19 protein-coding genes and 1 tRNA gene are annotated in these 21,209 nt (G+C 70.8%); 16 read left to right on the plus strand and 4 right to left on the minus strand.

The genetic code is table 11. The features are described from left to right. Positions 1-3 precede the first annotated feature (3 nt). The 6 genes from nuoL (at position 4) to ASG76_RS09125 (ending at position 7,677) form a co-directional block, all read left to right on the plus strand. Positions 4-1,956 carry an NADH-quinone oxidoreductase subunit L gene (gene nuoL / locus ASG76_RS09100; RefSeq protein ID WP_200948134.1) on the plus strand — a complete coding sequence of 651 codons (1,953 nt, stop codon included), beginning with the start codon at positions 4-6 and terminating at the stop codon, positions 1,954-1,956. Then, positions 1,956-3,440 (plus strand): NADH-quinone oxidoreductase subunit M, encoded by a 1,485-nt coding sequence (locus ASG76_RS09105; protein ID WP_082587408.1) that lies wholly within the window; start codon positions 1,956-1,958, stop codon positions 3,438-3,440. The genes nuoL and ASG76_RS09105 overlap by 1 nt, the downstream gene beginning before the upstream one ends. Continuing rightward, the gene (gene nuoN / locus ASG76_RS09110; protein ID WP_056602131.1) at positions 3,437-5,029 is read left to right on the plus strand and encodes an NADH-quinone oxidoreductase subunit NuoN; all 1,593 of its coding nucleotides are present in this window, start codon (positions 3,437-3,439) and stop codon (positions 5,027-5,029) included. Before ASG76_RS09105 ends, nuoN begins: the two co-directional genes overlap by 4 nt. Next, positions 5,026-6,024: a polyprenyl synthetase family protein gene (locus ASG76_RS09115; protein WP_082587373.1), complete on the plus strand. Its 999-nt coding sequence runs from the start codon at positions 5,026-5,028 to the stop codon at positions 6,022-6,024. Before nuoN ends, ASG76_RS09115 begins: the two co-directional genes overlap by 4 nt. Positions 6,025-6,097: 73 nt before the next feature. Further along, positions 6,098-7,114 carry a MerR family transcriptional regulator gene (locus tag ASG76_RS09120; protein ID WP_056602132.1) on the plus strand — a complete coding sequence of 339 codons (1,017 nt, stop codon included), beginning with the start codon at positions 6,098-6,100 and terminating at the stop codon, positions 7,112-7,114. Between the two features lie 92 nt (positions 7,115-7,206). Further along, on the plus strand, positions 7,207-7,677 hold the full coding sequence (locus tag ASG76_RS09125) for a DUF1348 family protein (RefSeq protein ID WP_056602133.1): 471 nt from the start codon (positions 7,207-7,209) through the stop codon (positions 7,675-7,677). 11 nt (positions 7,678-7,688) lie between these two features. Here the strand turns inward: ASG76_RS09125 and rarD are convergent, their stop codons facing one another. Beyond that, positions 7,689-8,597: an EamA family transporter RarD gene (rarD, locus tag ASG76_RS09130; RefSeq protein WP_056602134.1), complete on the minus strand. Its 909-nt coding sequence runs from the start codon at positions 8,595-8,597 to the stop codon at positions 7,689-7,691. Positions 8,598-8,700: 103 nt separating this feature from the next. Between rarD and ASG76_RS09135 the strand changes: the two genes are divergently transcribed. Beyond that, positions 8,701-9,111: a hypothetical protein gene (locus tag ASG76_RS09135; protein WP_056602135.1), complete on the plus strand. Its 411-nt coding sequence runs from the start codon at positions 8,701-8,703 to the stop codon at positions 9,109-9,111. A gap of 36 nt (positions 9,112-9,147) precedes the next feature. Here ASG76_RS09135 and ASG76_RS09140 read toward each other — a convergent pair whose 3' ends face one another. Together ASG76_RS09140 and ASG76_RS09145 are read right to left on the minus strand one after the other, a co-directional pair. Then, complete coding sequence (locus ASG76_RS09140) at positions 9,148-10,278, minus strand: 2-oxoacid:ferredoxin oxidoreductase subunit beta (RefSeq protein WP_056602136.1); 1,131 nt, start codon at positions 10,276-10,278, stop codon at positions 9,148-9,150. Continuing rightward, entirely contained in the window at positions 10,275-12,119 is a 1,845-nt protein-coding gene (locus ASG76_RS09145; protein WP_235529490.1) for a 2-oxoacid:acceptor oxidoreductase subunit alpha, read from the minus strand. Before ASG76_RS09145 ends, ASG76_RS09140 begins: the two co-directional genes overlap by 4 nt. A gap of 275 nt (positions 12,120-12,394) precedes the next feature. Between ASG76_RS09145 and ASG76_RS09150 the strand changes: the two genes are divergently transcribed. The 5 genes from ASG76_RS09150 (at position 12,395) to ASG76_RS09170 (ending at position 16,839) form a co-directional block, all read left to right on the plus strand. Next, a complete protein-coding gene (locus ASG76_RS09150) occupies positions 12,395-13,441 on the plus strand; it encodes a sulfate ABC transporter substrate-binding protein (RefSeq protein ID WP_056602137.1) in 1,047 nt (348 codons plus the stop codon). Between the two features lie 2 nt (positions 13,442-13,443). Next, positions 13,444-14,289 carry a sulfate ABC transporter permease subunit CysT gene (gene cysT / locus ASG76_RS09155; protein ID WP_056602138.1) on the plus strand — a complete coding sequence of 282 codons (846 nt, stop codon included), beginning with the start codon at positions 13,444-13,446 and terminating at the stop codon, positions 14,287-14,289. After that, positions 14,282-15,139, plus strand: a complete 858-nt coding sequence (locus ASG76_RS09160; protein WP_235529459.1) for a sulfate ABC transporter permease subunit — start codon at positions 14,282-14,284, stop codon at positions 15,137-15,139. The genes cysT and ASG76_RS09160 overlap by 8 nt, the downstream gene beginning before the upstream one ends. Then, on the plus strand, positions 15,136-16,113 hold the full coding sequence (locus ASG76_RS09165) for a sulfate/molybdate ABC transporter ATP-binding protein (protein WP_056602140.1): 978 nt from the start codon (positions 15,136-15,138) through the stop codon (positions 16,111-16,113). The genes ASG76_RS09160 and ASG76_RS09165 overlap by 4 nt, the downstream gene beginning before the upstream one ends. A gap of 69 nt (positions 16,114-16,182) precedes the next feature. After that, positions 16,183-16,839: a B12-binding domain-containing protein gene (locus ASG76_RS09170; protein WP_056602141.1), complete on the plus strand. Its 657-nt coding sequence runs from the start codon at positions 16,183-16,185 to the stop codon at positions 16,837-16,839. On the opposite strand, the gene ASG76_RS09175 is transcribed toward ASG76_RS09170, so the two are convergent. Then, positions 16,823-17,314, minus strand: coding sequence for a YajQ family cyclic di-GMP-binding protein (locus ASG76_RS09175; protein WP_056602142.1), 492 nt, complete (start codon positions 17,312-17,314; stop codon positions 16,823-16,825). The two genes, ASG76_RS09170 and ASG76_RS09175, sit on opposite strands and share 17 nt — an antisense overlap. Before the next feature lie 82 nt (positions 17,315-17,396). Between ASG76_RS09175 and ASG76_RS09180 the strand changes: the two genes are divergently transcribed. The 4 genes from ASG76_RS09180 to ASG76_RS09195 all read left to right on the plus strand — a co-directional run bounded on the left by ASG76_RS09180 (position 17,397) and on the right by ASG76_RS09195 (position 21,138). After that, positions 17,397-17,478: transfer RNA gene (locus ASG76_RS09180), tRNA-Tyr, on the plus strand. Between the two features lie 70 nt (positions 17,479-17,548). Further along, positions 17,549-18,790, plus strand: a complete 1,242-nt coding sequence (locus tag ASG76_RS09185) for an AGE family epimerase/isomerase (protein ID WP_200948109.1) — start codon at positions 17,549-17,551, stop codon at positions 18,788-18,790. A gap of 18 nt (positions 18,791-18,808) precedes the next feature. Further along, a complete protein-coding gene (locus ASG76_RS09190; protein ID WP_056602143.1) occupies positions 18,809-19,744 on the plus strand; it encodes a carbohydrate kinase family protein in 936 nt (311 codons plus the stop codon). 53 nt (positions 19,745-19,797) lie between these two features. Then, positions 19,798-21,138: an MFS transporter gene (locus tag ASG76_RS09195; RefSeq protein ID WP_056602144.1), complete on the plus strand. Its 1,341-nt coding sequence runs from the start codon at positions 19,798-19,800 to the stop codon at positions 21,136-21,138. Positions 21,139-21,209: the final 71 nt, after the last annotated feature.

Raw genomic sequence — 21,209 nt, forward strand, 5'->3', positions numbered from 1 at the left:
CCGATGGCCGAGGGAGGCGCGCACGTCCCCGTGGTCGCGCCCGACACCGGCGCGGGTGGCGTGTTCGACCTGCTGTGGCTGGTCATCGCGCTGCCGCTCCTCGGCGCCTTCCTGCTCCTCGGCGTCGCGCCCTTGCTCCCCGCGTCGCTGCGCGCGGCCGCCGACAAGCACGGCCACCTGCTCGGCACCGCGATGTCCGCCCTGTCCTTCGTGCTCAGCCTGCTGCTCTTCGTCTCGCTGCTCGGTCGCGGCGCGGAGGAGCGCCAGGTCGGCCAGCACCTGTGGACCTGGTTCGAGACGGCGTCGATCAACGTCGGCTTCGACCTGCTCTACGACCAGCTGGCCGCGCTCTTCCTGCTGCTGATCACCGGCGTCGGCTCGCTGATCCACGTCTACGCGATCGGCTACATGGAGCACGACCCGCGTCGTCGCCGCTTCTTCGGCTACCTCAACCTCTTCGTGGCCGCGATGCTCACGCTGATCCTCTCGGCCAACTTCGTGGGCCTGTTCCTCGGCTGGGAGGGCGTGGGCCTCGCGTCCTACCTCCTCATCGGGTTCTGGCAGCACAAGCCGTCGGCCGCGGCCGCGGCCAAGAAGGCGTTCGTCATCAACCGCGTCGGTGACATCGGCCTCTCACTCGCCATCGCGCTGATGTTCGCCACGTTCGGCACGACCGACTTCGGCGGCGTCAGCGAGCTCGCGGGCAGCGCCGACCAGGCCACGCTCAACGCGCTCGGCCTGCTGCTGCTCCTCGGCGCCTGCGGCAAGTCGGCCCAGGTGCCGCTGCAGGCGTGGCTGCTCGACGCGATGGAGGGCCCGACCCCGGTGTCGGCCCTCATCCACGCCGCGACCATGGTCACCGCCGGTGTCTACCTCGTGGTCCGTGCGAACTTCATCTACGAGTTGACGCCCGTCGCCCAGACCGCGGTCGTCGTCGTCGCCACCGTCACGCTGCTGTGGGGTGCGATCCTCGGTTGCGCCAAGGACGACATCAAGAAGGCGCTCGCCGGCTCCACGATGAGCCAGATCGGCTACATGATGCTGGCCGCCGGTCTCGGCCCCGTCGGCTACCCGTTCGCGATCTTCCACCTGCTCACCCACGGCTTCTTCAAGGCCAACATGTTCCTCGGGGCCGGCTCGGTCATGCACGGCATGGACGACGACGTCGACATGCGCCACTACGGCGCGCTCAACAAGGCGATGCCGGTCACGTTCCTGACGTTCGCGATGGGCTACCTCGCGATCATCGGGTTCCCGGGCTTCTCCGGCTTCTGGTCCAAGGACCGCATCATCGAGGCCGCGCTCACCGAGAACATCGTCGTCGGCCTGCTGGCCGTGCTCGGCGCGGGCATCACGGCGTTCTACATGACCCGCCTGATGCTGATGACGTTCTTCACCGAGAAGCGCTGGGCCAAGGACCTCCACCCGCACGAGTCGCCCAAGGTGATGACGTTCCCGCTCATCGTGCTCGCCGCGCTGTCGGTGCTCGGAGGCGTCCTGCTCCTCGGCAACTGGATCGTCGAGTGGCTCGAGCCCGTCACCGGTCACGTCGAGCACGAGAACCCGCCCGTGTCGGCGCTCGTCGTCACGGCGATGATCGTGGGTGTCGTCGCGATCGGTGTCGCGACGGCCTGGTTCCTCGTGGCCCGGCGTGACGTGCCGCGCGAGGCCCCCCAGGACGTGTCGTTCGCGACCCGTGCCGCCCGCGCCGACCTCTACGGAGACGCGATCAACGACGCAGTCGTCGTGCGTCCTGGCGCGTCCCTGGTCGGTGGGCTCACCACCTTCGACCGGGTCGGCGTCGACGGCGCCGTCGAGGGCGGCTCGTCCGCGGTCGGCGGCATCAGCACCACCCTGCGACGTGTCCAGAACGGCTTCGTCCGCTCCTACGCCCTGTCCCTCCTCGCCGGGGCCCTGCTGCTCGTCCTGGCCCTCCTGGCGGTGAACCTCGGATGATGCTCACAGTCCTGATCCTCCTGCCGCTGCTCGGCGCGGTCGTCACGGCCGTCGTGCCGGGCGCGCTCGCCCGCCTGGCCGGTGTCGGCTTCGCGGTCGCCACCCTGGTCGCGGGCGTCGTCGCCGCCCTGCAGTACGACGCCGGCGACGGCATGCAGCTCACCGAGACCCACACGTGGATCGAGTCCCTCGGCGTGCACTACGCCCTCGGCGTCGACGGCCTCGGCCTGCTCATGGTGCTGCTCACCGTGGTGCTGGTGCCGATCGTGCTGCTCGCCGGGTGGAACGAGTCCGAGGAGCCCGGCAACAGCGGCGCCAAGGCGTTCTTCGCCTGGACCCTGGCGCTCGAGGCCATGTCGCTGGCGGTCTTCACCGCGACCGACGTGCTGCTCTTCTACGTCGTCTTCGAGGCCACCCTGATCCCGGCCTACTTCCTCATCGGCGGCTTCGGGCGCTCCGGTCGCGGTCGCGCCGCGACGAAGTTCCTGATCTACCAGCTCGCGGGCGGCCTGGTCATGCTCGCCTCGGTGATCGGCCTCTACGTCGTCTCCGCCGACGCCGGCACCCCCAGCTTCCTGATCAGCGACCTGGCCGCGATCGACATCGACCCGATCACCCAGCGCTGGCTGTTCGTCGGCTTCTTCATCGCCTTCGCCATCAAGGCGCCGATGTTCCCGGTCCACACCTGGCTGGCCGACACGACCGAGAAGGCGACCACCGGCACCTCGGTGCTGCTGGTCTGCATCCTCGACAAGATCGGCACCTTCGGCATGCTGCGGTTCTGCCTGGGCCTGCTGCCCGACGCCTCGCAGTGGGCGACGCCGGTCGTGGTCGTCCTCGCGCTGGTCTCGATCATCTACGGCGCGCTGGTCGCCATCGGCCAGGACGACGTCCTGCGCCTGATCGGTCTCACGTCGCTGTCGCACTTCGGCTTCATCGTGCTGGGCATCTTCGTGTTCAGCTCGACCGGTGGCGCCGGCGCGATCCTCTACATGGTCAACCACGGCATCGCGACCGCGCTCATGTTCCTGGTCGCCGGGTTCCTCATCCGTCGCACCGGCACCGCCTCCATCCGCGAGATGGGGGGCGTGGAGCGCACCGCACCGGTCCTGGCCGGCTTCTTCCTGGTCGCGGGCCTCGCAGCCTGCGGCCTGCCGGGTCTCTCGCCGTTCGTGTCCGAGATGATGGTCATCATCGCCGCCTTCGACCACCACTGGCTGGTGGGCTCGGTCGCGGTCCTGGCGATCGTGCTGGCCGCCTTCTACGCGCTCTGGATGTACCAGCGCACCATGACCGGTGCCGGGCGCCTGGGCGCGGTCGAGGTGCGTGACCTCGACCGTCGCGAGGTCGGCGTGCTGGCCCCGCTGCTGCTCGCGCTCGTGCTGTTCGGCTTCTACCCGATGCCGCTGCTCGACGTCATCAATCCCGTCGTCCACGACACCCTCGCGGGCGTGGGCATCGGCCAGGAGGGTGGTCACCAGTGACCGAGTTCGTCAAGCCGAGCATCGACTACTTCGAGCTGTGGCCCCTGCTCGCCGTGTTCGGCGTCGCGTGCCTGGGCGTGGTCGTCGAGGCGTTCGTGCCGCGCCGTGCGCGCTACACCGCGCAGGTCGCGCTCGCCCTGGTCGGCCTCGTCGGTGCGCTCGTCGGTGTCGTGGTGGTCGCGCGCGACGTGACGACGTACGACGACGGCGCCGCGCGCGGCGTCCTCGCGGTCGGCGGCACCATCGCCGTCGACGGGCCGAGCCTGTTCATCTGGGGCCTCGTGCTGGCGCTGGCGATCGCCGGGGTGCTGCTGTTCGCCGAGCGCCACCTCGACGGGGGAGTGTCGGCGTTCGCCGGCCAGGCGGCGGCGGTGCCCGGCACCGACGCGGAGACCGCGTCGATCGCGGCCCGTCGCGAGCACACCGAGGTCTACCCGCTGATGCTGTTCGCGGTCTTCGGCATGATGCTCTTCCCCGCGGCCAACGACCTGCTCACCATGTTCGTCGGCCTCGAGGTGCTCTCCCTCCCGCTCTACCTGCTCAGCGGCCTGGCCCGCCGTCGCCGCCTGCTCAGCCAGGAGGCCGCGCTCAAGTACTTCCTGCTCGGCGCGTTCTCCTCCGGCTTCTTCCTCTACGGCGCGGCCCTGCTCTACGGCTTCGCCGGCTCCATGGACTTCGCCGCCATCAACGAGGCCGTGCGCAACGACGTCGGCAGCTCCTCGCTGCTGCTCATCGGCACCGGCCTGCTCTCGGTCGGCCTGCTCTTCAAGGTCGGCGCGGTGCCGTTCCAGGCCTGGACCCCCGACGTCTACCAGGGTGCGCCCACCCCGGTCACCGCCTTCATGGCCGCCGGCACCAAGGTCGCCGCGTTCGGCGCGATCATGCGCCTGTTCTACGTCGCGCTCGGCGCCGACCGCTGGTCGTGGCAGCCGATGCTGTGGATCATCGCGATCCTGTCGATGTTCGTCGGCGCCGCGCTGGCCATCACCCAGAGCGACATCAAGCGGCTCCTGGCCTACTCCTCGGTCGCCCACACCGGCTTCATCCTCACCGGCGTCGTCGGCCTCCAGGCCGCCGACCAGCTCGCGGTCGGCGAGATCAGCTCGCTCCAGGCGGTGCTGTTCTACCTCACCACCTACGGCTTCGCGACGATCGGCGCCTTCGCGGTCGTCGGTCTGGTGCGCGACGCGGGTGGCGAGACGACTGCGATCGACCGGTGGGCCGGGCTGGGCAAGGAGTCGCCCGTCGTGGCGGCGGTCTTCGCCTTCTTCCTGCTGGCCATGGCCGGCATCCCGCTGACGTCCGGCTTCGTGGGCAAGCTCGCGGTGTTCTCCGTCGCCCTCGCGGCCGGGGCGTGGCCGGTCGTCGTGGCCGCTGTGCTCGCGAGCATCATCGCGGCGTTCCTCTACATCCGGGTCATCAAGGTCATGTACTTCGACGAGCCCGTCGGCACCGGTCCGAGCGTGGCGTACCCGTCCGTGCTGACCGCGACGACCATCGCCGTGGGGGCCGCCGTGACGCTCGTGCTCGGCGTGCTGCCGGGCCCGGTGCTCGACCTGGCGGGGGTTGCGGGAGAATTCATCAGGTGACCGACTCGCCCCTCGCACTGCCCGTCGTCGACGCCGCCCTCGAGCAGCGGCTCGTCGGCCGACTCGCGCGCATCGAGGAGCTGCTCGCCGAGCACTGCCAGGGCCGTACGCCCTACGTCACCCGCGCGGCCACCCACCTGATGATGGCCGGCGGCAAGCGCTTCCGGCCGCTGCTCGTGCTGCTGGCCGCCGAGACCGGCCCGCACCCCGAGGCCGAGGAGGTGGAGACCGCAGCCTGCGTCGTGGAGCTCACCCACGTCGCCTCGCTCTACCACGACGACGTCATGGACGAGGCGGCGCTGCGTCGGGGCGCCGACACCGCCAACGCCCGCTGGGACAACCACGTCGCGATCCTCACCGGCGACTTCCTCTTCGGCCGGTCGTCCGAGCTCACCGCCGATCTGGGGCCCGACGCCGTGCGGATCCAGGCGCGGACGTTCACCCGGCTGGTCGAGGGCCAGATCCTGGAGACCGTGAAGCCCGAGCCGGGAGAGGACCCGCTCGCGCACTACCTCGAGGTCGTGGCCGGCAAGACCGGCTCGCTCATCGCGACTTCCGCGCGCTACGGCGCGATGTTCGCCGGCGCCCGCCCCGAGGTCGTCGAGGCGCTCAGTGCCTACGGCGAGATCGTCGGCTCGGCCTTCCAGCTCTCCGACGACATCCTCGACATCGCCTCGGAGTCCGACACCTCCGGCAAGACCCCCGGCACGGACCTCCGCGAGGGCGTCCCGACGCTGCCGGTGCTGATGGCCCAGGCCTCCACCGATCCTGCCGACGCCCGCCTGCTCGAGCTGCTCGGGCGTCCGCTCACCGACGACGCCGAGCACGCCGAGGCCCTCTCGCTGCTGCGCCGCCACCCGGCGATGGAGCGGGCCCGCGACCACGTCCTCGGGCAGGCCACCCAGGCCAAGAAGCTGCTCGAGGTGCTCGACCCCGGCCCGGTCCGCACGGCCCTGGAGTCGTTCGCCGACATCGTGGCCAACCGCTCGGCCTGACGGCTTGACCCTGCCCCTGGGGCAGGCCCCACGGTCGTGGCACCGGTGAGCGACACCGGAGAGGATGGGGACGATGACCGAGCCGCACACGCTGGTGACCATCGGCGACTTCGCCCGCGCAACGGGCCTGACGCAGAAGGCGCTCCGGTTGTACGACGACCTGGGTTTGCTGCCGCCGGCGGAGGTGGACCCGCTCTCGGGCTACCGGCGCTACGCGCCCACACAGCTCGAGCGAGCCCGGCTGGTGGCGACCCTGCGCCTGCTGGGGATGCCGCTGGTGCGGATCCGCAGGGTGCTCGGACTCACGCCTGCTGCCGCCGCGCAGGAGGTCGAGGCCTACTGGCACCAGGTGCGGGCGGACACCGCCACCCGCGACGGCGTCGTCTCCACCCTCGTCCGTCAACTGAGGAACGAGGCACCCGACATGACCACATCCACCGGCACCCTCCACGCGGAGATCGGCACCAGCCACCTGCAGGGCTCCCGCGAGCGGCAGCAGGACGCGCTGCTGGCGAGCGCAGGGCTGTACGCCGTCGCCGACGGCTTCGGCGATCGCGACGACCTGGCTGCCGCGGCGCTCGCCGCCTTCTCCTCGGGCGGCCTGGCGGCCGCGGTCAGCGAGGTCGCGCCGGGCGTGCGCGCTGCGCTCCCGGCGGCTCCCACCGCCGGAACCACCCTCACCGCCGTCAGGCTGGAGGGCGCCAACGCGCACGTCACGCACGTGGGCGACGCGCGGGTCTGGCTGGTACGGGACGACGAGGTCCGGCAGGTCACCCAGGACCACACGGTGGTGGCCGGGCTCCTCGAGGCCGGTCAGCTGACCGAGGACGAGGTCCGCTCGCACGAGCACCGCAACCTGCTCAACCGTGCGCTCGCGCCCGGCGTCGCGGCCGACGAGGCCACGCTCGCCCTGCGGCCGGGCGACCGGCTGGCGCTCACCACGGACGGCGTTCACTCGTACGTCGACGACCTCGCCCCGCTGCTCACCGCGACGGGATCCGCGCAGCAGGTGGCCGACGCGGTCGCGAGCGCCGTGGTCGAGGCCGGGGAGCCCGACAACCACACTGTCGTGGTGGTCGACCTCAGCTGACACAAGGGAGGTCGGCCGGCAGCGGGAGGCGGGTCCGGGCTGCACACCGCGTAGTAGCGTGCGGTGGACGTCGATCGCGTGAGGTTGAGCCGATGAACGAACGCCCGCCGCTTCCACCCTTCACGGCGGAGACCGCTGTGCAGAAGGCACGCGCCGCCGAGGATGCGTGGAACTCCTGCGACCCCGACCGGGTCTCGCTCGCCTACACGCACGACAGCCGCTGGCGCAACCGGGACACCTTCGTGCGTGGCCGCAGCGAGATCGTGTCGTTCCTGCAGCAGAAGTGGGAACGGGAGCTGGAGTACCGCCTGATCAAGGAGGTCTGGACCCACGGCGACGATCGGATCGCCGTCCGGTTCGTCTACGAGTCGCATGACGTCCGGGGTCAGTGGTTCCGCTCGCACGGCAACGAGAACTGGGAGTTCGACGAGCACGGCCTCATGCGGCAGCGGCACGCAAGCATCAACGACGTCGCCATCGAGGACGCGGACCGGTTGTTCCACTGGGACCGGTCAGGACCGCGTCCCGCGGACCATCCCGGCCTCACCGAGCTCGGTCTCTGAGAGAGCCCAGGTCACACGGCGCTGGCGTGGGCCACCAGCCGCAGCTGCCGGCGGCGGTGGTTGAGCGCCTCGACGGTGAAGATCACCAGCGCCAGCCACACCAGGCCGAAGCCGATCCAGCGGCTGGCGGGCATGGCCTCGTGGAACACCAGGATCCCGAGGGCGAACTGGATCGTCGGGGCGAGGTACTGCAGGAGGCCCAGCGACACCATCGAGACACGGATCGCGGCGGCGCCGAAGAGCATGAGCGGCACCGCGGTGATGAGGCCGGTGGTCGTGAAGAGGGCGGCGTGGGCCAGTCCGTGGGAGCCGAAGTTTGACTGGCCGGTCGCGACCAGCCACACGACGTACGACAGCGCGGCGGGCGTCAGCACGAGGGTCTCGACGGTGATGCTCTCCACCGCACCGACCCCGGCCTGCTTCTTGAGCAGGCCGTAGGTGCCGAACGAGAAGGCGAGGAGCAGCGCGATCCAGGGCGGGCGGCCGTAGTCGACGGCGAGCACCACGACCGCGACGAGCGCGATGCCCATGGCGGCCCACTGCAGCCGCCGCAGTCGCTCGCCGAGGACCGCCACGCCCATGAGCACGGTGACCAGCGGGTTGATGAAGTAGCCCAGGGCGGTCTCGACGACGCGGCCGTTGTTGACGCCCCAGATGTAGCCGCCCCAGTTGACCGTGATGACCACGGCGGCCGCGCAGATCAGCAGCAGCCGGCGGCGGTCGCGCAGCAGCGCCTTGAGCTGGGGCACCCGACGCCACCCCACGAGGATGACGACCATGGTGAGGCTCGACCACACGATGCGGTGGGCAAGGATCTCGATCGCACCGCCGGGCTCGAGCAGCGTCCAGTAGAGCGGGAAGGTGCCCCAGAGCGTGTAGGCCAGCGCGCCGAGCAGGAGACCGCGGCGGCTTTCGGGCACTCGGGGAGTGTAGGTGTGCGCCGTCGCCTACGATGGGCCGGGCTCGGGGGATGGGACCTCGAGCGACCCACGTACGTCATCGTCTCTCGAGGGGGAGTTCAACATGCGGATCTTCCGCGCCGTCCTGGCAGCCTTCGTGGCTGCACTGCTCATGACCGGTGCTCTCAGCACCGTCGCCACCGCGAGCTCGCTGCCCGAGCGCATCATCGACGAGCAGCCGCCCGGCGACAAGCAGGTGTCCTACAACGCCTTCAAGCTCAAGGGCACCGTGATGGAGCCCCAGGCCGACGGCACGCTGCTGCCCTACGCCGACCAGCAGGTGAAGATCCTCAAGAAGAAGTGCGGCACCTGCAAGTGGAGGACGGTCAAGAAGATCAAGACCGACGAGAGCGGCGTCTTCAAGACCCGCATCTACGCGCCCGAGAAGGGACGCTGGAAGTGGCGCTCGAAGGTCGACCACTCCAACGGCTACGCCAACACCAAGGGCAAGGTCTGGACGCTCTACTTCAAGTGAGCTGAGCCCCGCCCGGACGGGCCTCCGACCGAGAGGTCAGAGGATCGTCCAGGTGTCGCCACCGCCGATCAGCGCCGCCAGTCGGGCAGCGCGGTCGGCGGTGTCGTCGTTCCAGGCACCGTTGCGGGCGGTGGCGACCTGCTCGCGCGCCGCGTCGTCGTACGTCGGTCGCTGCACCTGGCGGAAGACGCCGATCGGCGAGGTGTTGAGGTAGCCCGAGTCGGTGAGGCGCGAGATCGCGAACGCCATCGTGGGGTCGGGGCTGTGCGCGTCGTGGACCAGGACGTCCGAGGTCGCGACGTCCGCGGTGGCGACGACCTTCACGCCGCCGGTCTGCTCGTCGCGCACGAGCGCCTTGGCGCCCCTTCCTGCCATCGGCCCGTCCTCCAGGGTGGCGCCGAAGTGGATCGGCTCCCCGTGCACGAGCGGGATGATGGCGTCGGCCTTGGTCTCCGGGGACTTGATCGCGTCGAACGCGCCGTCGTTGAAGATCGGGCAGTTCTGGTAGATCTCGACCAGCGAGGTGCCGCGGTGCGCGGCGGCCGCGGCGAGCACCGAGGTGAGGTGCTTGCGGTCGGAGTCGATCGTGCGGGCCACGAAGGAGGCCTCCGCGCCGAGCGCCAGCGAGACCGGGTTGAACGGGTGGTCGAGCGAGCCCATCGGGGTGGACTTGGTGACCTTGCCGGTCTCCGAGGTGGGGGAGTACTGGCCCTTGGTGAGGCCGTAGATCCGGTTGTTGAACAGCAGGATCGTCATGTTCACGTTGCGGCGCAGCGCGTGGATCAGGTGGTTGCCGCCGATCGACAGCGCGTCGCCGTCACCGGTCACGACCCACACCGACAGGTCCTCGCGGGCCGTGGCGATGCCGGTCGCGATCGACGGCGCGCGGCCGTGGATCGAGTGCATGCCGTAGGTGTCGAGGTAGTAGGGGAAGCGCGAGGAGCAGCCGATGCCGGAGACGAACACGATGTTCTCGCGGCGCAGGCCGAGGTCGGGCAGGAACGACTGCACCGCCTTGAGCACGGCGTAGTCGCCGCAGCCGGGGCACCAGCGCACCTCCTGGTCGGAGGTGAAGTCCTTGCCCGTCTGCTTGTCGTCGGTCGTCGGGACCGACTCGGTGCCGGTGCGGAAGGCGGGGACTCCCAGGTCAGTCGTCTGCTCGGTCATCGCTGCTCCTCCTGGGAGCTCGTGGGGGTCAGGTCGACGTCGATGCCCTCGGCCTCGGCGACCAGGTTGCCGATCACGTCGGCGAGGACGGCCGCCTTGAGCGGCAGGCCGCGGACCTCGTTGTAGCCGACCACGTCTACGAGGTACTTCGCGCGCAGCAGCAGCGAGAGCTGGCCCAGGTTCATCTCGGGCACCAGCACCCGGTCGTAGCGCTTCAGCACCTCGCCGAGGTCGCTCGGGAACGGGTTGAGGTGGCGCAGGTGGGCCTGCGCGACGTGGTAGCCGGCCTTGCGCACACGGCGTACGCCCGCACCGATGGGGCCGTACGTCGACCCCCACCCGAGGACGAGCACCTTCGCCTCGCCCGACGGGTCGTCGACCTCGAGCGGGGGCAGCGAGTCGGCGATCCGGTCGACCTTGGCCTGGCGCGTGCGCACCATGAAGTCGTGGTTGGCGGGGTCGTAGGAGATGTTGCCGTGGCCGTCGCCCTTCTCGAGGCCGCCGATGCGGTGCTCGAGGCCGGGGGTGCCGGGGATGGCCCACGGACGCGCCAGGGTCTCGGCGTCGCGCTCGTAGGGCCAGAACTCGGCATCCTCGCCGGAGCCGTGGTTCTTCTCGGTCGCGAAGTCCGGGTCGATCGTGGGCAGCTCGTCGAGGCCGGGGATGCGCCAGGGCTCGGAGCCGTTGGCGAGGTAGCCGTCGGACAGCAGGATCACCGGCGTGCGGTAGGTGACGGCGAGACGGACGGCCTCGACGGCCGTGTCGAAGCAGTCGCCCGGCGACTGCGGGGCCACGACGGGCAGGGGCGCCTCGCCGTTGCGGCCGAACATCGCCTGGAGCAGGTCGGCCTGCTCGGTCTTGGTCGGCAGCCCGGTGGACGGCCCGCCGCGCTGCACGTCGACGACGACGAGCGGCAGCTCGGTCATGATCGCGAGGCCGATGGCCTCGGACTTGAGCGAGATGCCCGGACCGGACGTCGTGGTGACGCCCAGCTGACCGGCGAACGAGGCGCCGATCGCGGCGCCGACGCCGGCGATCTCGTCCTCGGCCTGGAACGTCGTCACGCCGAAGCCCTTGTGCTTGCTGAGCTCGTGGAGGATGTCGGAGGCCGGGGTGATCGGGTAGGAACCGAGGAAGACCGGCAGTCCCGACTGCACGCCGCCGGCGATGAGCCCGTAGGACAGCGCGAGGTTGCCGGTGATGTTGCGGTAGTTGCCGGGCGCCATCTTGGCCGGCTTGATCTCGTAGCGCACCACGAAGGTCTCGGTCGTCTCGCCGAAGTTCCACCCGGCCTTGAACGCCGCGAGGTTGGCGTCGCGGATGTCGGGCACCTTGGCAAAGCGCTTGGCGAGGAAGGCGTGGGTCGTCTCGGTGGGACGGCCGTACATCCACGACAGCAGGCCGAGCGCGAACATGTTCTTGGCGCGCGAGGCGTCCTTGCGCGACAGGCCGAACTCCTTGACCGCCTCCACCGTCATCCCGGTGAGGTCGACGGTGTGCACGGCGTACTCGGCGAGGCCGTCGCCCTCGAGGGGGTTCGCGGTGTATCCGGCCTTGGTGAGGTTGCGCGCGGTGAAGTCGTGGGTGTCGACGATGATCGTCGCGCCCTTGGGCAGGTCGCCGAGGTTGGCGCGCAGCGCTGCGGGGTTCATCGCGACCAGCACGTCGGGGGCGTCGCCCGCGGTGAGGATGTCGTGGTCGGCGAAGTGCACCTGGAACGACGAGACGCCCGGCAGCGTGCCCTGGGGGGCGCGGATCTCGGCCGGGAAGTTGGGCAGGGTCACGAGGTCGTTGCCGAACGCCGCCGTCTCCTGGGTGAACCGGTCACCGGTGAGCTGCATGCCGTCGCCGGAGTCGCCGGCGAACCGGATGATGACGCGGTCGAGCTGCTTGACCTCTTTTTCGGGTGCTACCACGGCCTCCACGATAGTCGCCGCTGCCTCGCCGACCGCCGGTTCCTGCCCTGTGGGACGGCGTCCTCGCCTGCGGTGTGACGCGCGTCATGGCGCGGGTGGCGCGCGACACGCGGCCGATCGATGGGCAATGTCACCAACGTGCATAAAGTCATGTATGTTGCTCGACATTGCTCACCGATCTAGAAAGTCGAGTACCCCCCATGCAGATCCGTTCACGTGCCGCACTCGCGGCAGCCCTCCTCGGCCCCCTGGCCCTGTCTGCCTGCTCGGGTGACGCGGACGCCGGCTCGGGCGGCGACGGTGGCACCAACCTCGCGGTCGTCGGCTTCTCCGTGATGGAGACCCCCAACGACGCGGCCTTCGCGGCCTTCGAGAAGACCGACGCCGGTGCGGACGTCACCTTCGACGGCCCCGCCTACGGCGCCTCGGGCGACATGAGCCGCGGAGTGGTCGACGGCCAGGACGCCGACCTCGTCCACTTCTCCCTCGAGCCCGACATGACCCGCCTCGTCGACGCCGGCATCGTCGCCGACGACTGGAAGGACGGCGACACCTCGGGCATCTGCACGCAGTCGGTGGTCGTCATGGTCGTCCCGAAGGGCAACCCGAAGAAGATCGACAGCTGGGACGACCTGGTCAAGGACGACGTCTCCATCGTGACGCCCAACCCGGCCTCGTCCGGCTCGGCCAAGTGGAACCTGCTCGCCGCCTACGGCTCGGTGATCTCCGACGGTGGCAGCGAGGACGACGCGGCGGCGTACATGACGGAGTTCTTCGACCACGTCTCCGCGCTCCCCGACTCCGGTCGTGACGCCACCACGGCGTTCACGCAGGGACAGGGCGACGTGCTGCTGTCCTACGAGAACGAGGCGATCCTGGCCCGCCAGAACGGTGAGGACTTCGACTACGTCGTGCCGGACACCACGCTGCTGATCGAGAACCCGTGCGCGGTCACCGTGGACGCGCCCGACCAGGCGAACGACTTCCTGGACTTCCAGCGTTCGGAGGAGGGCCAGAAGCTGTACGCCGGCTTCGGCTTCCGCCCGCTGGTCGACGTCGGCGACGTCGAGGTCGAGGGTGCGCTGGACCCGGCCGACGCGTTCCCCGAGCCTGCGACCGAGCTCACCATCGACGGTGACTTCAACGGCTGGGGCGAGGCCAACGACAAGTTCTTCGGTGACGGCGAGGAGGACAACCCGCTCGGCATCATCACCGAGATCCAGGCCGCGTCCGGGGTCGGTAGCTGATCTTGGCCACCACGACCCTCACGGCTGGTCGACCGGCGCGCAAGCGCCGGTCGGCCCGGCCGCGTGCACTCAACGCGAGCGCGAGCCTCGGCCTGGGGGTCGGGCTCCTCTGGTTCAGCCTGCTCGTCCTGATCCCCCTGTCCGCCGTGGTCGTCGAGGCCTCCGGTGGCGGGTGGGAGACCTACAGGTCGGCGCTCACCAACTCCCAGACCGTCAACGCCCTGCAGCTGACCGTCGGCGTCGCAGTGCTGACGACCGTCATCAACATGGTGATGGGCACGGTCATCGCCTGGGTGCTGGTGCGTGACCGCTTCTGGGGCAAACGCGCCCTGGACCTGATCATCGACATCCCCTTCGCGATGCCGACGATCGTGGCCGGGCTCGTCCTCCTCGCGCTCTACGGCAGCCAGGGCCCGATCGGCGTGGAGTTCGAGAACACGCGCAAGGCCGTCTTCCTCGCCATCGCGTTCGTCACCCTTCCCTTCATCGTCCGCACGGTGCAGCCGGTGCTGGAGGAGATGGAGGTCGAGGTGGAGGACGCCGCCGCGTCGCTGGGCGCCAACCGCCTGACCATCCTGCGCCGCATCGTGCTGCCGACGCTCGTGCCCGCGATCTTCGCCGGTGCCGCGCTGTCCTTCGCGCGCGGCATCAGCGAGTACGGGTCCCTGGTGTTGCTGTCGGGCAACCTGCCCAACCGCACCGAGGTGACGTCGTACCGCATGGCGTCGCTGCTGGAGGGCGGCAACCGCCCGGCGGCCGCGGCACTGGCCACGATCATGCTGCTGGTCGCCCTGCTGGCGATCGTCGTCCTCGACGCGACGCAGCGAAGGCTGGCCCGCCGTGGCTAGCGCGAGCTCGGCGGTGGGCAACCGTTCCCGGGTCGTGACCTGGCTGCTGCGACTGGTCGTCGTGGGCTACCTCGTCATGCTCGTCGCATGGCCCACCGGCCTGATCGCGCAGAACACGTTCGCCGACGGCCTCGGGGGCATGCGGCGCGCGCTGGGCGACCCCGACGTCACCCATGCCCTGTGGCTCACCGTCCGGGTCGCGGTCGTCGCCGTGGCGATCAACCTCGTGTTCGGCGTCGGGATGTCGCTCCTGCTCGTCCGCTACGACTTCCCGGGCAAGCGGGCGCTCTCGGCGCTGATCGACCTGCCGCTGTCGGTGTCACCCGTGGTCGTCGGCCTCGCGCTGGTCCTGGTCTACAACCCGCGCTACGGCTGGTTCGGGGAGGGGCTGCACGACCGCGGCATCGACGTCGTGTTCGCCACCCCCGGCATCGTCATGGCGACGTGCTTCGTCGTCCTCCCGCTGATCATCCGTGAGGTCGTGCCCGTGCTCGAGGAGCTCGGGGACGACCAGGAGCAGGCGGCCCGGAGCCTGGGCGCCAACGGCGTCCAGACGTTCTGGCGGGTCACCCTGCCCGGCATCCGCTGGGCGATCGTGTACGGCGTGGTGCTGAGCCTGGCTCGCTCGCTGGGCGAGTTCGGCGCCGTCAAGATCGTCGCCGGTCGCAGCATCGGCAACATGGAGACCGCCACGCTCCTGGTGCAGCGCGAGTACCAGAACTTCCATGAGGACGTGGCCTACTCGGTGTCCCTCCTCCTCGTCGTGGCGTCGGTCCTGTGCCTGGTCGTCGTCGCCATCCTGCGCCCCAGTGAGGGGTCGCACCCTGAGCCCATCAAGGAGAAGAAGTGAGTATCGAGGTTCGCAACCTGAACAAGCGGTTCGGAGACTTCGTCGCTCTGGACGACGTGACGGTGTCGCTGCCCTCGGGCCAGCTGACGGCGCTGCTCGGTCCCTCGGGCGGCGGCAAGTCCACCCTGCTCCGCATCATCGCTGGGCTGGACTCGGCCGACTCGGGGACCGTCGCGATCGAGGGCACGGAGGCCACCCACCTGCCACCGCAGAAGCGCAACGTGGGCTTCGTGTTCCAGCACTACGCGGTCTTCAAGCACATGACGGTGGCCAAGAACGTCGCGTTCGGCCTGGAGATCCGCAAGCGCCCCAAGCAGGAGGTCGTCGAGCGTGTCGACGAGCTGCTGCGACTGGTGCACCTCTCGCAGTTCTCCCACCGCATGCCGTCCCAGCTCTCGGGCGGGCAGCGGCAGCGGATGGCCCTGGCGCGGGCGCTGGCCGTCGAGCCGACGGTGCTGCTGCTCGACGAGCCGTTCGGTGCGCTCGACGCGAAGGTCCGCAAGGAGCTGCGTGAGTGGCTGCGGCGCCTCCACGACGAGGTGCCGGTCACGACCGTGTTCGTGACCCACGACCAGGAGGAGGCCATGGAGGTCGCCGACGAGATCGTGGTGATCAACGAGGGTCGCGTCGAGCAGGTCGGCACCCCGGACCAGCTCTACGACGAGCCGGCCAACGACTTCGTGATGTCGTTCCTCGGCGAGGTGACCCACCTCGGTGGGCTCTCCCTGCGACCGCACGACATCGAGCTCGAGACCGCGCCCACGCTGGCCGGTGCCGTGGAGGGCACGATCTCGCGGATGGTGCGCATCGGCTTCGAGGTGCGACTGCACGTCCTCACCGTCGACGGCGACGAGGTGTCGGTGGTGGTGACCAGGACCCACGCGCGATCCTTCGGCCTCGAGGAGGGCAGCACGGTGTGGCTGACGCCTGCGGCAGGCGCGACGGTCATCCCGCGCATGGCCGTTGCCGGCTGACCCCTCGTCGGGGTGGGAGCGCGCCGCGGGTCATGCGCGCTCCCGCCCCGCAGGCACTAGCGTGCGCTCGTGAACACCGTCACGACGACCTCCGACGAGCTGTGGGCCGCGGTCGAGGCCTTCGACTCCGAGGCCGCCGAGATCGCGATCGCCAAGCTGCTCTGGGACGTCCCGCTGTCGGGGGCCGTCGTCGGGGTCGTGCTGCCGTTCCTGCAGGAGGTCGGCGACAGGTGGGAGGCCGGGAGCCTCTCGGTCGCGCACGAGCACTTCGCCAGCGACATGCTGCGGCGCAAGCTGTGGGCGCTGTCGTCGGTGCCGCCCCAGCACGTGCTCGACGACGCGGCTGCGCCCTCGCCGGTCGTGCTGCTCGCCTGCCCGTCGGGGGAGCGCCACGACATGGTGCTGCTGTGCGTGGCGTTGATGCTGCGCGAGCGCGGGATGCGGGTGCGGTTCCTCGGTGCGGACACCCCGGTCCCGGCGGTCATCTCCGCAGCCCGTGCCTCCGGTGCCGACGCCGTCGTGCTCTCCGCGACACGCTCCACCGCCTTCACCGCCCACGCCACGACCCTGCGCCGGCTGGCGCAGGAGCGTCCCCTCTACGTCGCCGGACGCGGTGCCGACGAGCAGACCGTCGCCGAGATCGGGGCGGCCGCCCTACCGGCCGACCCCGGCCGGGCGGTGGTCCACCTCGTGGGCGAGCTGAGCAGGCTCAGCGGTAGTTGGTGAACTGCACCGCGAAGTCGTAGTCCTGCGACTTCACCAGCTGCTGCACCGCCTGCAGGTCGTCGCGCTTCTTCGACGACACCCGCAGCTCCTCGCCCTGCACCTGCGCCTTGACGCCCTTGGGACCCTCGTCGCGGATCAGCTTGGAGATCTTCTTCGCGTCCTCCGAGGTGATGCCCTCCTTGAGCGTGATGTCGATCTTCGACACCTGCCCGGACTGGCGCGGCTCGGAGGTGTCGAGGATCTTCAGGCTCTGGTTGCGCTTGATGAGCTTGTCCTGGAAGACGCTGAGCACCGCGCTGGCGCGGTCGTCGGCGGAGGCGGTGATCTCGATCGCCTTCTCGCCCTTCCACTCGATGCTCGCGCCCGTGCCCTTGAAGTCGAAGCGGGTGGCGATCTCGCGCGCGGCCTGGCTCAGGGCGTTGTCGACCTCCTGGCGGTCCAGCTTGCTCACGATGTCGAAGCTCGAGTCAGCCATTTGTGCCTCCTAGTGGGGGCTCCCGAGGGCGCCCCGGCGATTCGTGGTGAAGTCCGTGCCTTGCTATTGTTCCGCACGGCCCGGCAGGTTGCCCGAGCGGCCAAAGGGAGCTGACTGTAAATCAGCCGGCATTGCCTACAGAGGTTCGAATCCTCTACCTGCCACTGGACGGACCACTGTCCAGTCGCGAGACCCCCGTCGACAGGCGGGGGTCTCGTGCATTTGACTCACCGTGTGACCGAGCTGAGCACCTCCGGACCTGACGACGCCTGGCCCGACGACGCCTGGCTCGACGCGGAGTGCCGCCGCCTCCTCGCCTTCGGTGCCCGCGTCATCCACCCCGCCGGTGGCGCGGCCTGGCTCGGCGACGACGGTGCTCCGGACCTCGACCGCGGTGTCCACACGTGGATCACCAGCCGCACGGTGCACGTGTTCGGCCTCGGCGCGCTGCTCGGGGTGGAGGGCAGCGAGGCCGTCGCCGCGGCGGCGCTCGACGGGCTGCGTACGACGCTGCGCGACCCGCAGCACGGGGGCTGGTTCGGCGCGGTCGACGCTGCCGGCCGGCCGCAGGGCTCCGCGAAGTCGTGCTACGACCACGCCTTCGTCCTGCTCGCGGGATCCACGGCGGCCGTGGCCGGGATCGCCGGCGGCGAGGAGCTCCTCGCCGAGGCCACCTCCGTGTTCGAGCAGCACTTCTGGGACGACGGCCTCGGTCGGGTCGTCGACGAGTGGGACCGCTTCTGGACCACCGCGGCCCCCTACCGCGGCCTCAACGCGACGATGCACTCCGTCGAGGCGATGCTCGCGGCGGGCGACGCCACCGGCGACCCGCTGTGGCACGAGCGGGCCGGACGGCTCGCGACCCTCGTCGTCGAGCTCGCGCCCCTCCACGACGGCAGGCTCCCCGAGCACTTCGGCGCCGACTGGACCCCCGACCTCGAGCTCAACCGGGACCGTCCCGACGACGCTTTCAAGCCCTACGGCGCGACGATCGGTCACGGCCTGGAGTGGGCCCGGCTGCTGCTGCACGTCGAGGCCACGCTGGGCGACGCGGTGCCCGCCGGGCTGCTCGACACCTCCCGGCTCCTCCTCGACCGGGCCGTCGCCGACGGGTGGGCCGTCGACGGCGCGGCGGGGTTCGTCTACACCACCGACTGGGACGGCACCCCGGTCGTGCGCCAGCGCGTGCACTGGGTGGCCGCCGAGGCGATCGGGGCCGCGGCCGCGCTGCACCGGCGTACGGGCGAGGAGGTCTACGCACGTCGCTACGTCGAGTGGTGGCGCTACGTCGTCGACCACGTCCGCGACACCGAGCACGGCTCGTGGCACCACGAGCTCGACCCCGCCAACCGGCCGCAGGCGTCGGTCTGGCCGGGCAAGCCCGACCTCTACCACGCGGTCCAGGCCACCCTGCTTCCCCGGCTGCCGCTCGCCCCCGGGCTCGCGCGTGCGCTGGCCCTGTCGGGGCCGACCTGAGCGCGGCATGATGTGCCCATGACCGACGCCCAGCCGCGCATCCTCGTCGTCGGCGAGGCCCTCGTCGACGTCGTGCCCGACAGCGAAGGTCGTCCGCGCGACCTGCCCGGCGGCAGCCCCGCCAACGTCGCCATCGCTCTCGGTCGCCTCGAGCGCGACGTCCGCCTCGTCACCACGCTCGGCGACGACGAGCGCGGCCGGCTGGTGCGCGCCTGGCTCGAGGAGAGCCGCGTCGACGTGCACGCGGAGGTCCCCGGCAGCGGTCGTACGTCGAGCGCCACGGTGACCCTCGACGCCTCCGGCGCGGCGTCCTACGACTTCGACCTCGTGTGGGACCTCGCCGAGGTGCCGGGCGACGTGCACGAGGTGCTGCACGTCGGCTCGATCGCCACCGTGCTGGCCCCGGGGGCCGACGCGGTCCTGGCCGCGGTGCGCACCCATCACGGCCGCGCCCTCGTCTCGCTCGACCCCAACGCGCGCCCGGCGCTGACTCCCGACCGCGAGGCCGCCCTCGCCCGGGTCGAGGAGCTGGTGGCGCTCGCCGACGTGGTGAAGGTCAGCGACGAGGACCTCGAGTGGCTGCGACCCGGGGAGGACCCGGTCGCGACGGCGACCCGCTGGGCCGGCCTCGGTCCGGCCCTGGTCGTGGTGACCCGCGGCGGCGAGGGTGCCGTGGCCGTGCGCCACGACGGCACCGTCCTCGAGGTGCCCGGCGTGCCTGTCGCCGTGGCCGACACGGTCGGCGCCGGCGACACCTTCAGCGGCGTGCTGGTCGACGCGCTGCTCGGGCTCGACGTGCACGGCGCCGGGGGTGGCAGCGCCCTGCGGGCCCTCACCGACCGCGACGTCCTGCTCGCCGTCACCGCCGCCGCCGTCGGTGCGGCCATCAACGTCTCGCGCCCCGGCGCCGACCCCCCGTCGCGCGCCGAGCTCGCCGCCGCACTCGGCGGCTGAGCCGACGGGTCCCCGTCGCCGGACGTCTCCGTGTCGGATGGGATGCTGACCGGGTGAGTGCCGAGCAGATCCACGACATCGGCCGGCGCCGCGCATGGGTGATCTGGCTGGTCGCGCTCGCCGTCTACGTGCTGGCCGTCTTCCACCGCAGCTCGCTCGGCGTCGCCGGGCTGATCGCCGCCGACCGCTTCGACATCAGCGCCACCAGCCTGGCGACGTTCACCGTTCTGCAGCTCGTGGTCTACGCCGGCATGCAGGTGCCCGTGGGCGTGCTGCTCGACCGCTACGGCTCGCGCGCGATGCTGCTCGTCGGCCTGGGATTGATGACGCTCGGCCAGCTCGCCTTCGCCTTCGCCCAGTCGTTCCCCACGGCGGTGGCCGCGCGCGCGGTCGTGGGCGCGGGCGACGCGATGGTCTTCGTCAGCGTCATCCGCCTGGTCACGGTGTGGTTCCTCGTGCGGCAGGCGCCGATGGTCACCCAGCTGACCGGTCTGACCGGTCAGCTCGGCGCGATCGCCGCCGCGGGCCCGCTGTCCTACCTCCTCCACGCGCTCGGCTGGACCCGCGCCTTCGCCCTCACCTCCAGCGTCGGCGTTGTGCTGCTGGTCGCGGTGCTCGCGGTGGTGAAGGACTCCCCCTACCGCCGCGGCGACGTCGTGGCGATCAAGCTGCGGGCGCTGGCCCAGTCGGTGCGCACGGTGTGGGGCAACCCCGGCACCCGGCTCGGGATGTGGTCGCACTTCAGCTCGCAGTTCTCCGCCACCGTCTTCTCGCTGCTGTGGGGCTACCCCTTCCTCGTGCAGGGGCTCGGCTGGTCGGCCCGCGGCGCGAGCACCCTGCTGATGGCGATGACGGCCTGGGCTGTGGTGAGCGGGCTCGTCACCGCCCGGCTGGTGGCGCGGCTGCCCTACTACCGCTCGTGGATCGTGGTCGGCGTGGTGCTCGCCATGGTCGTGCCGTGGACGGCGGTGCTGCTCTGGCCGGGTGCGGCTCCGGGCTGGCTCGTGGTCGTGATGGCCTTCGCCACCGCGAGCGGCGGACCGGCCTCCATGGTCGGCTTCGACCTCGCCCGCTCGTTCACCCCGGCGCACGAGACCGGTCGCGCCAACGGGCTGGTCAACATCGGGGGCTTCACCGCCTCGCTCCTCACCATGGGCCTCATCGGGGTCGTGCTCGACCTGTCGTCGACCGGAGGGATGGACTCCTACACGCTCGGCGACTTCAAGCTCGCGATGGCCGTGCAATACCTCTTCTGGACCCTCGGCGTCGTGCAGACCCTGCGCTACCGCCGTCGCGGGCTCGCCCACCTCGCGCGTGTCCACCCGGGCTCGGTCGAGCAGATGAAGGCGGGCGTGCCGTTCGTGCACCCCGGGATCGGGACCGAGGGCGTCTGAGCGACCCTGGCGGGATCCCCGGTCAGCCGGGGATCCCCCGCTGGGTCGGTCTGCGTCGCCCGCGTTGTCCC

It is taken from the genome of Nocardioides sp. Soil774 (genome assembly GCF_001428125.1).
In the GTDB taxonomy this organism is placed as follows: Bacteria; Actinomycetota; Actinomycetes; order Propionibacteriales; family Nocardioidaceae; genus Nocardioides.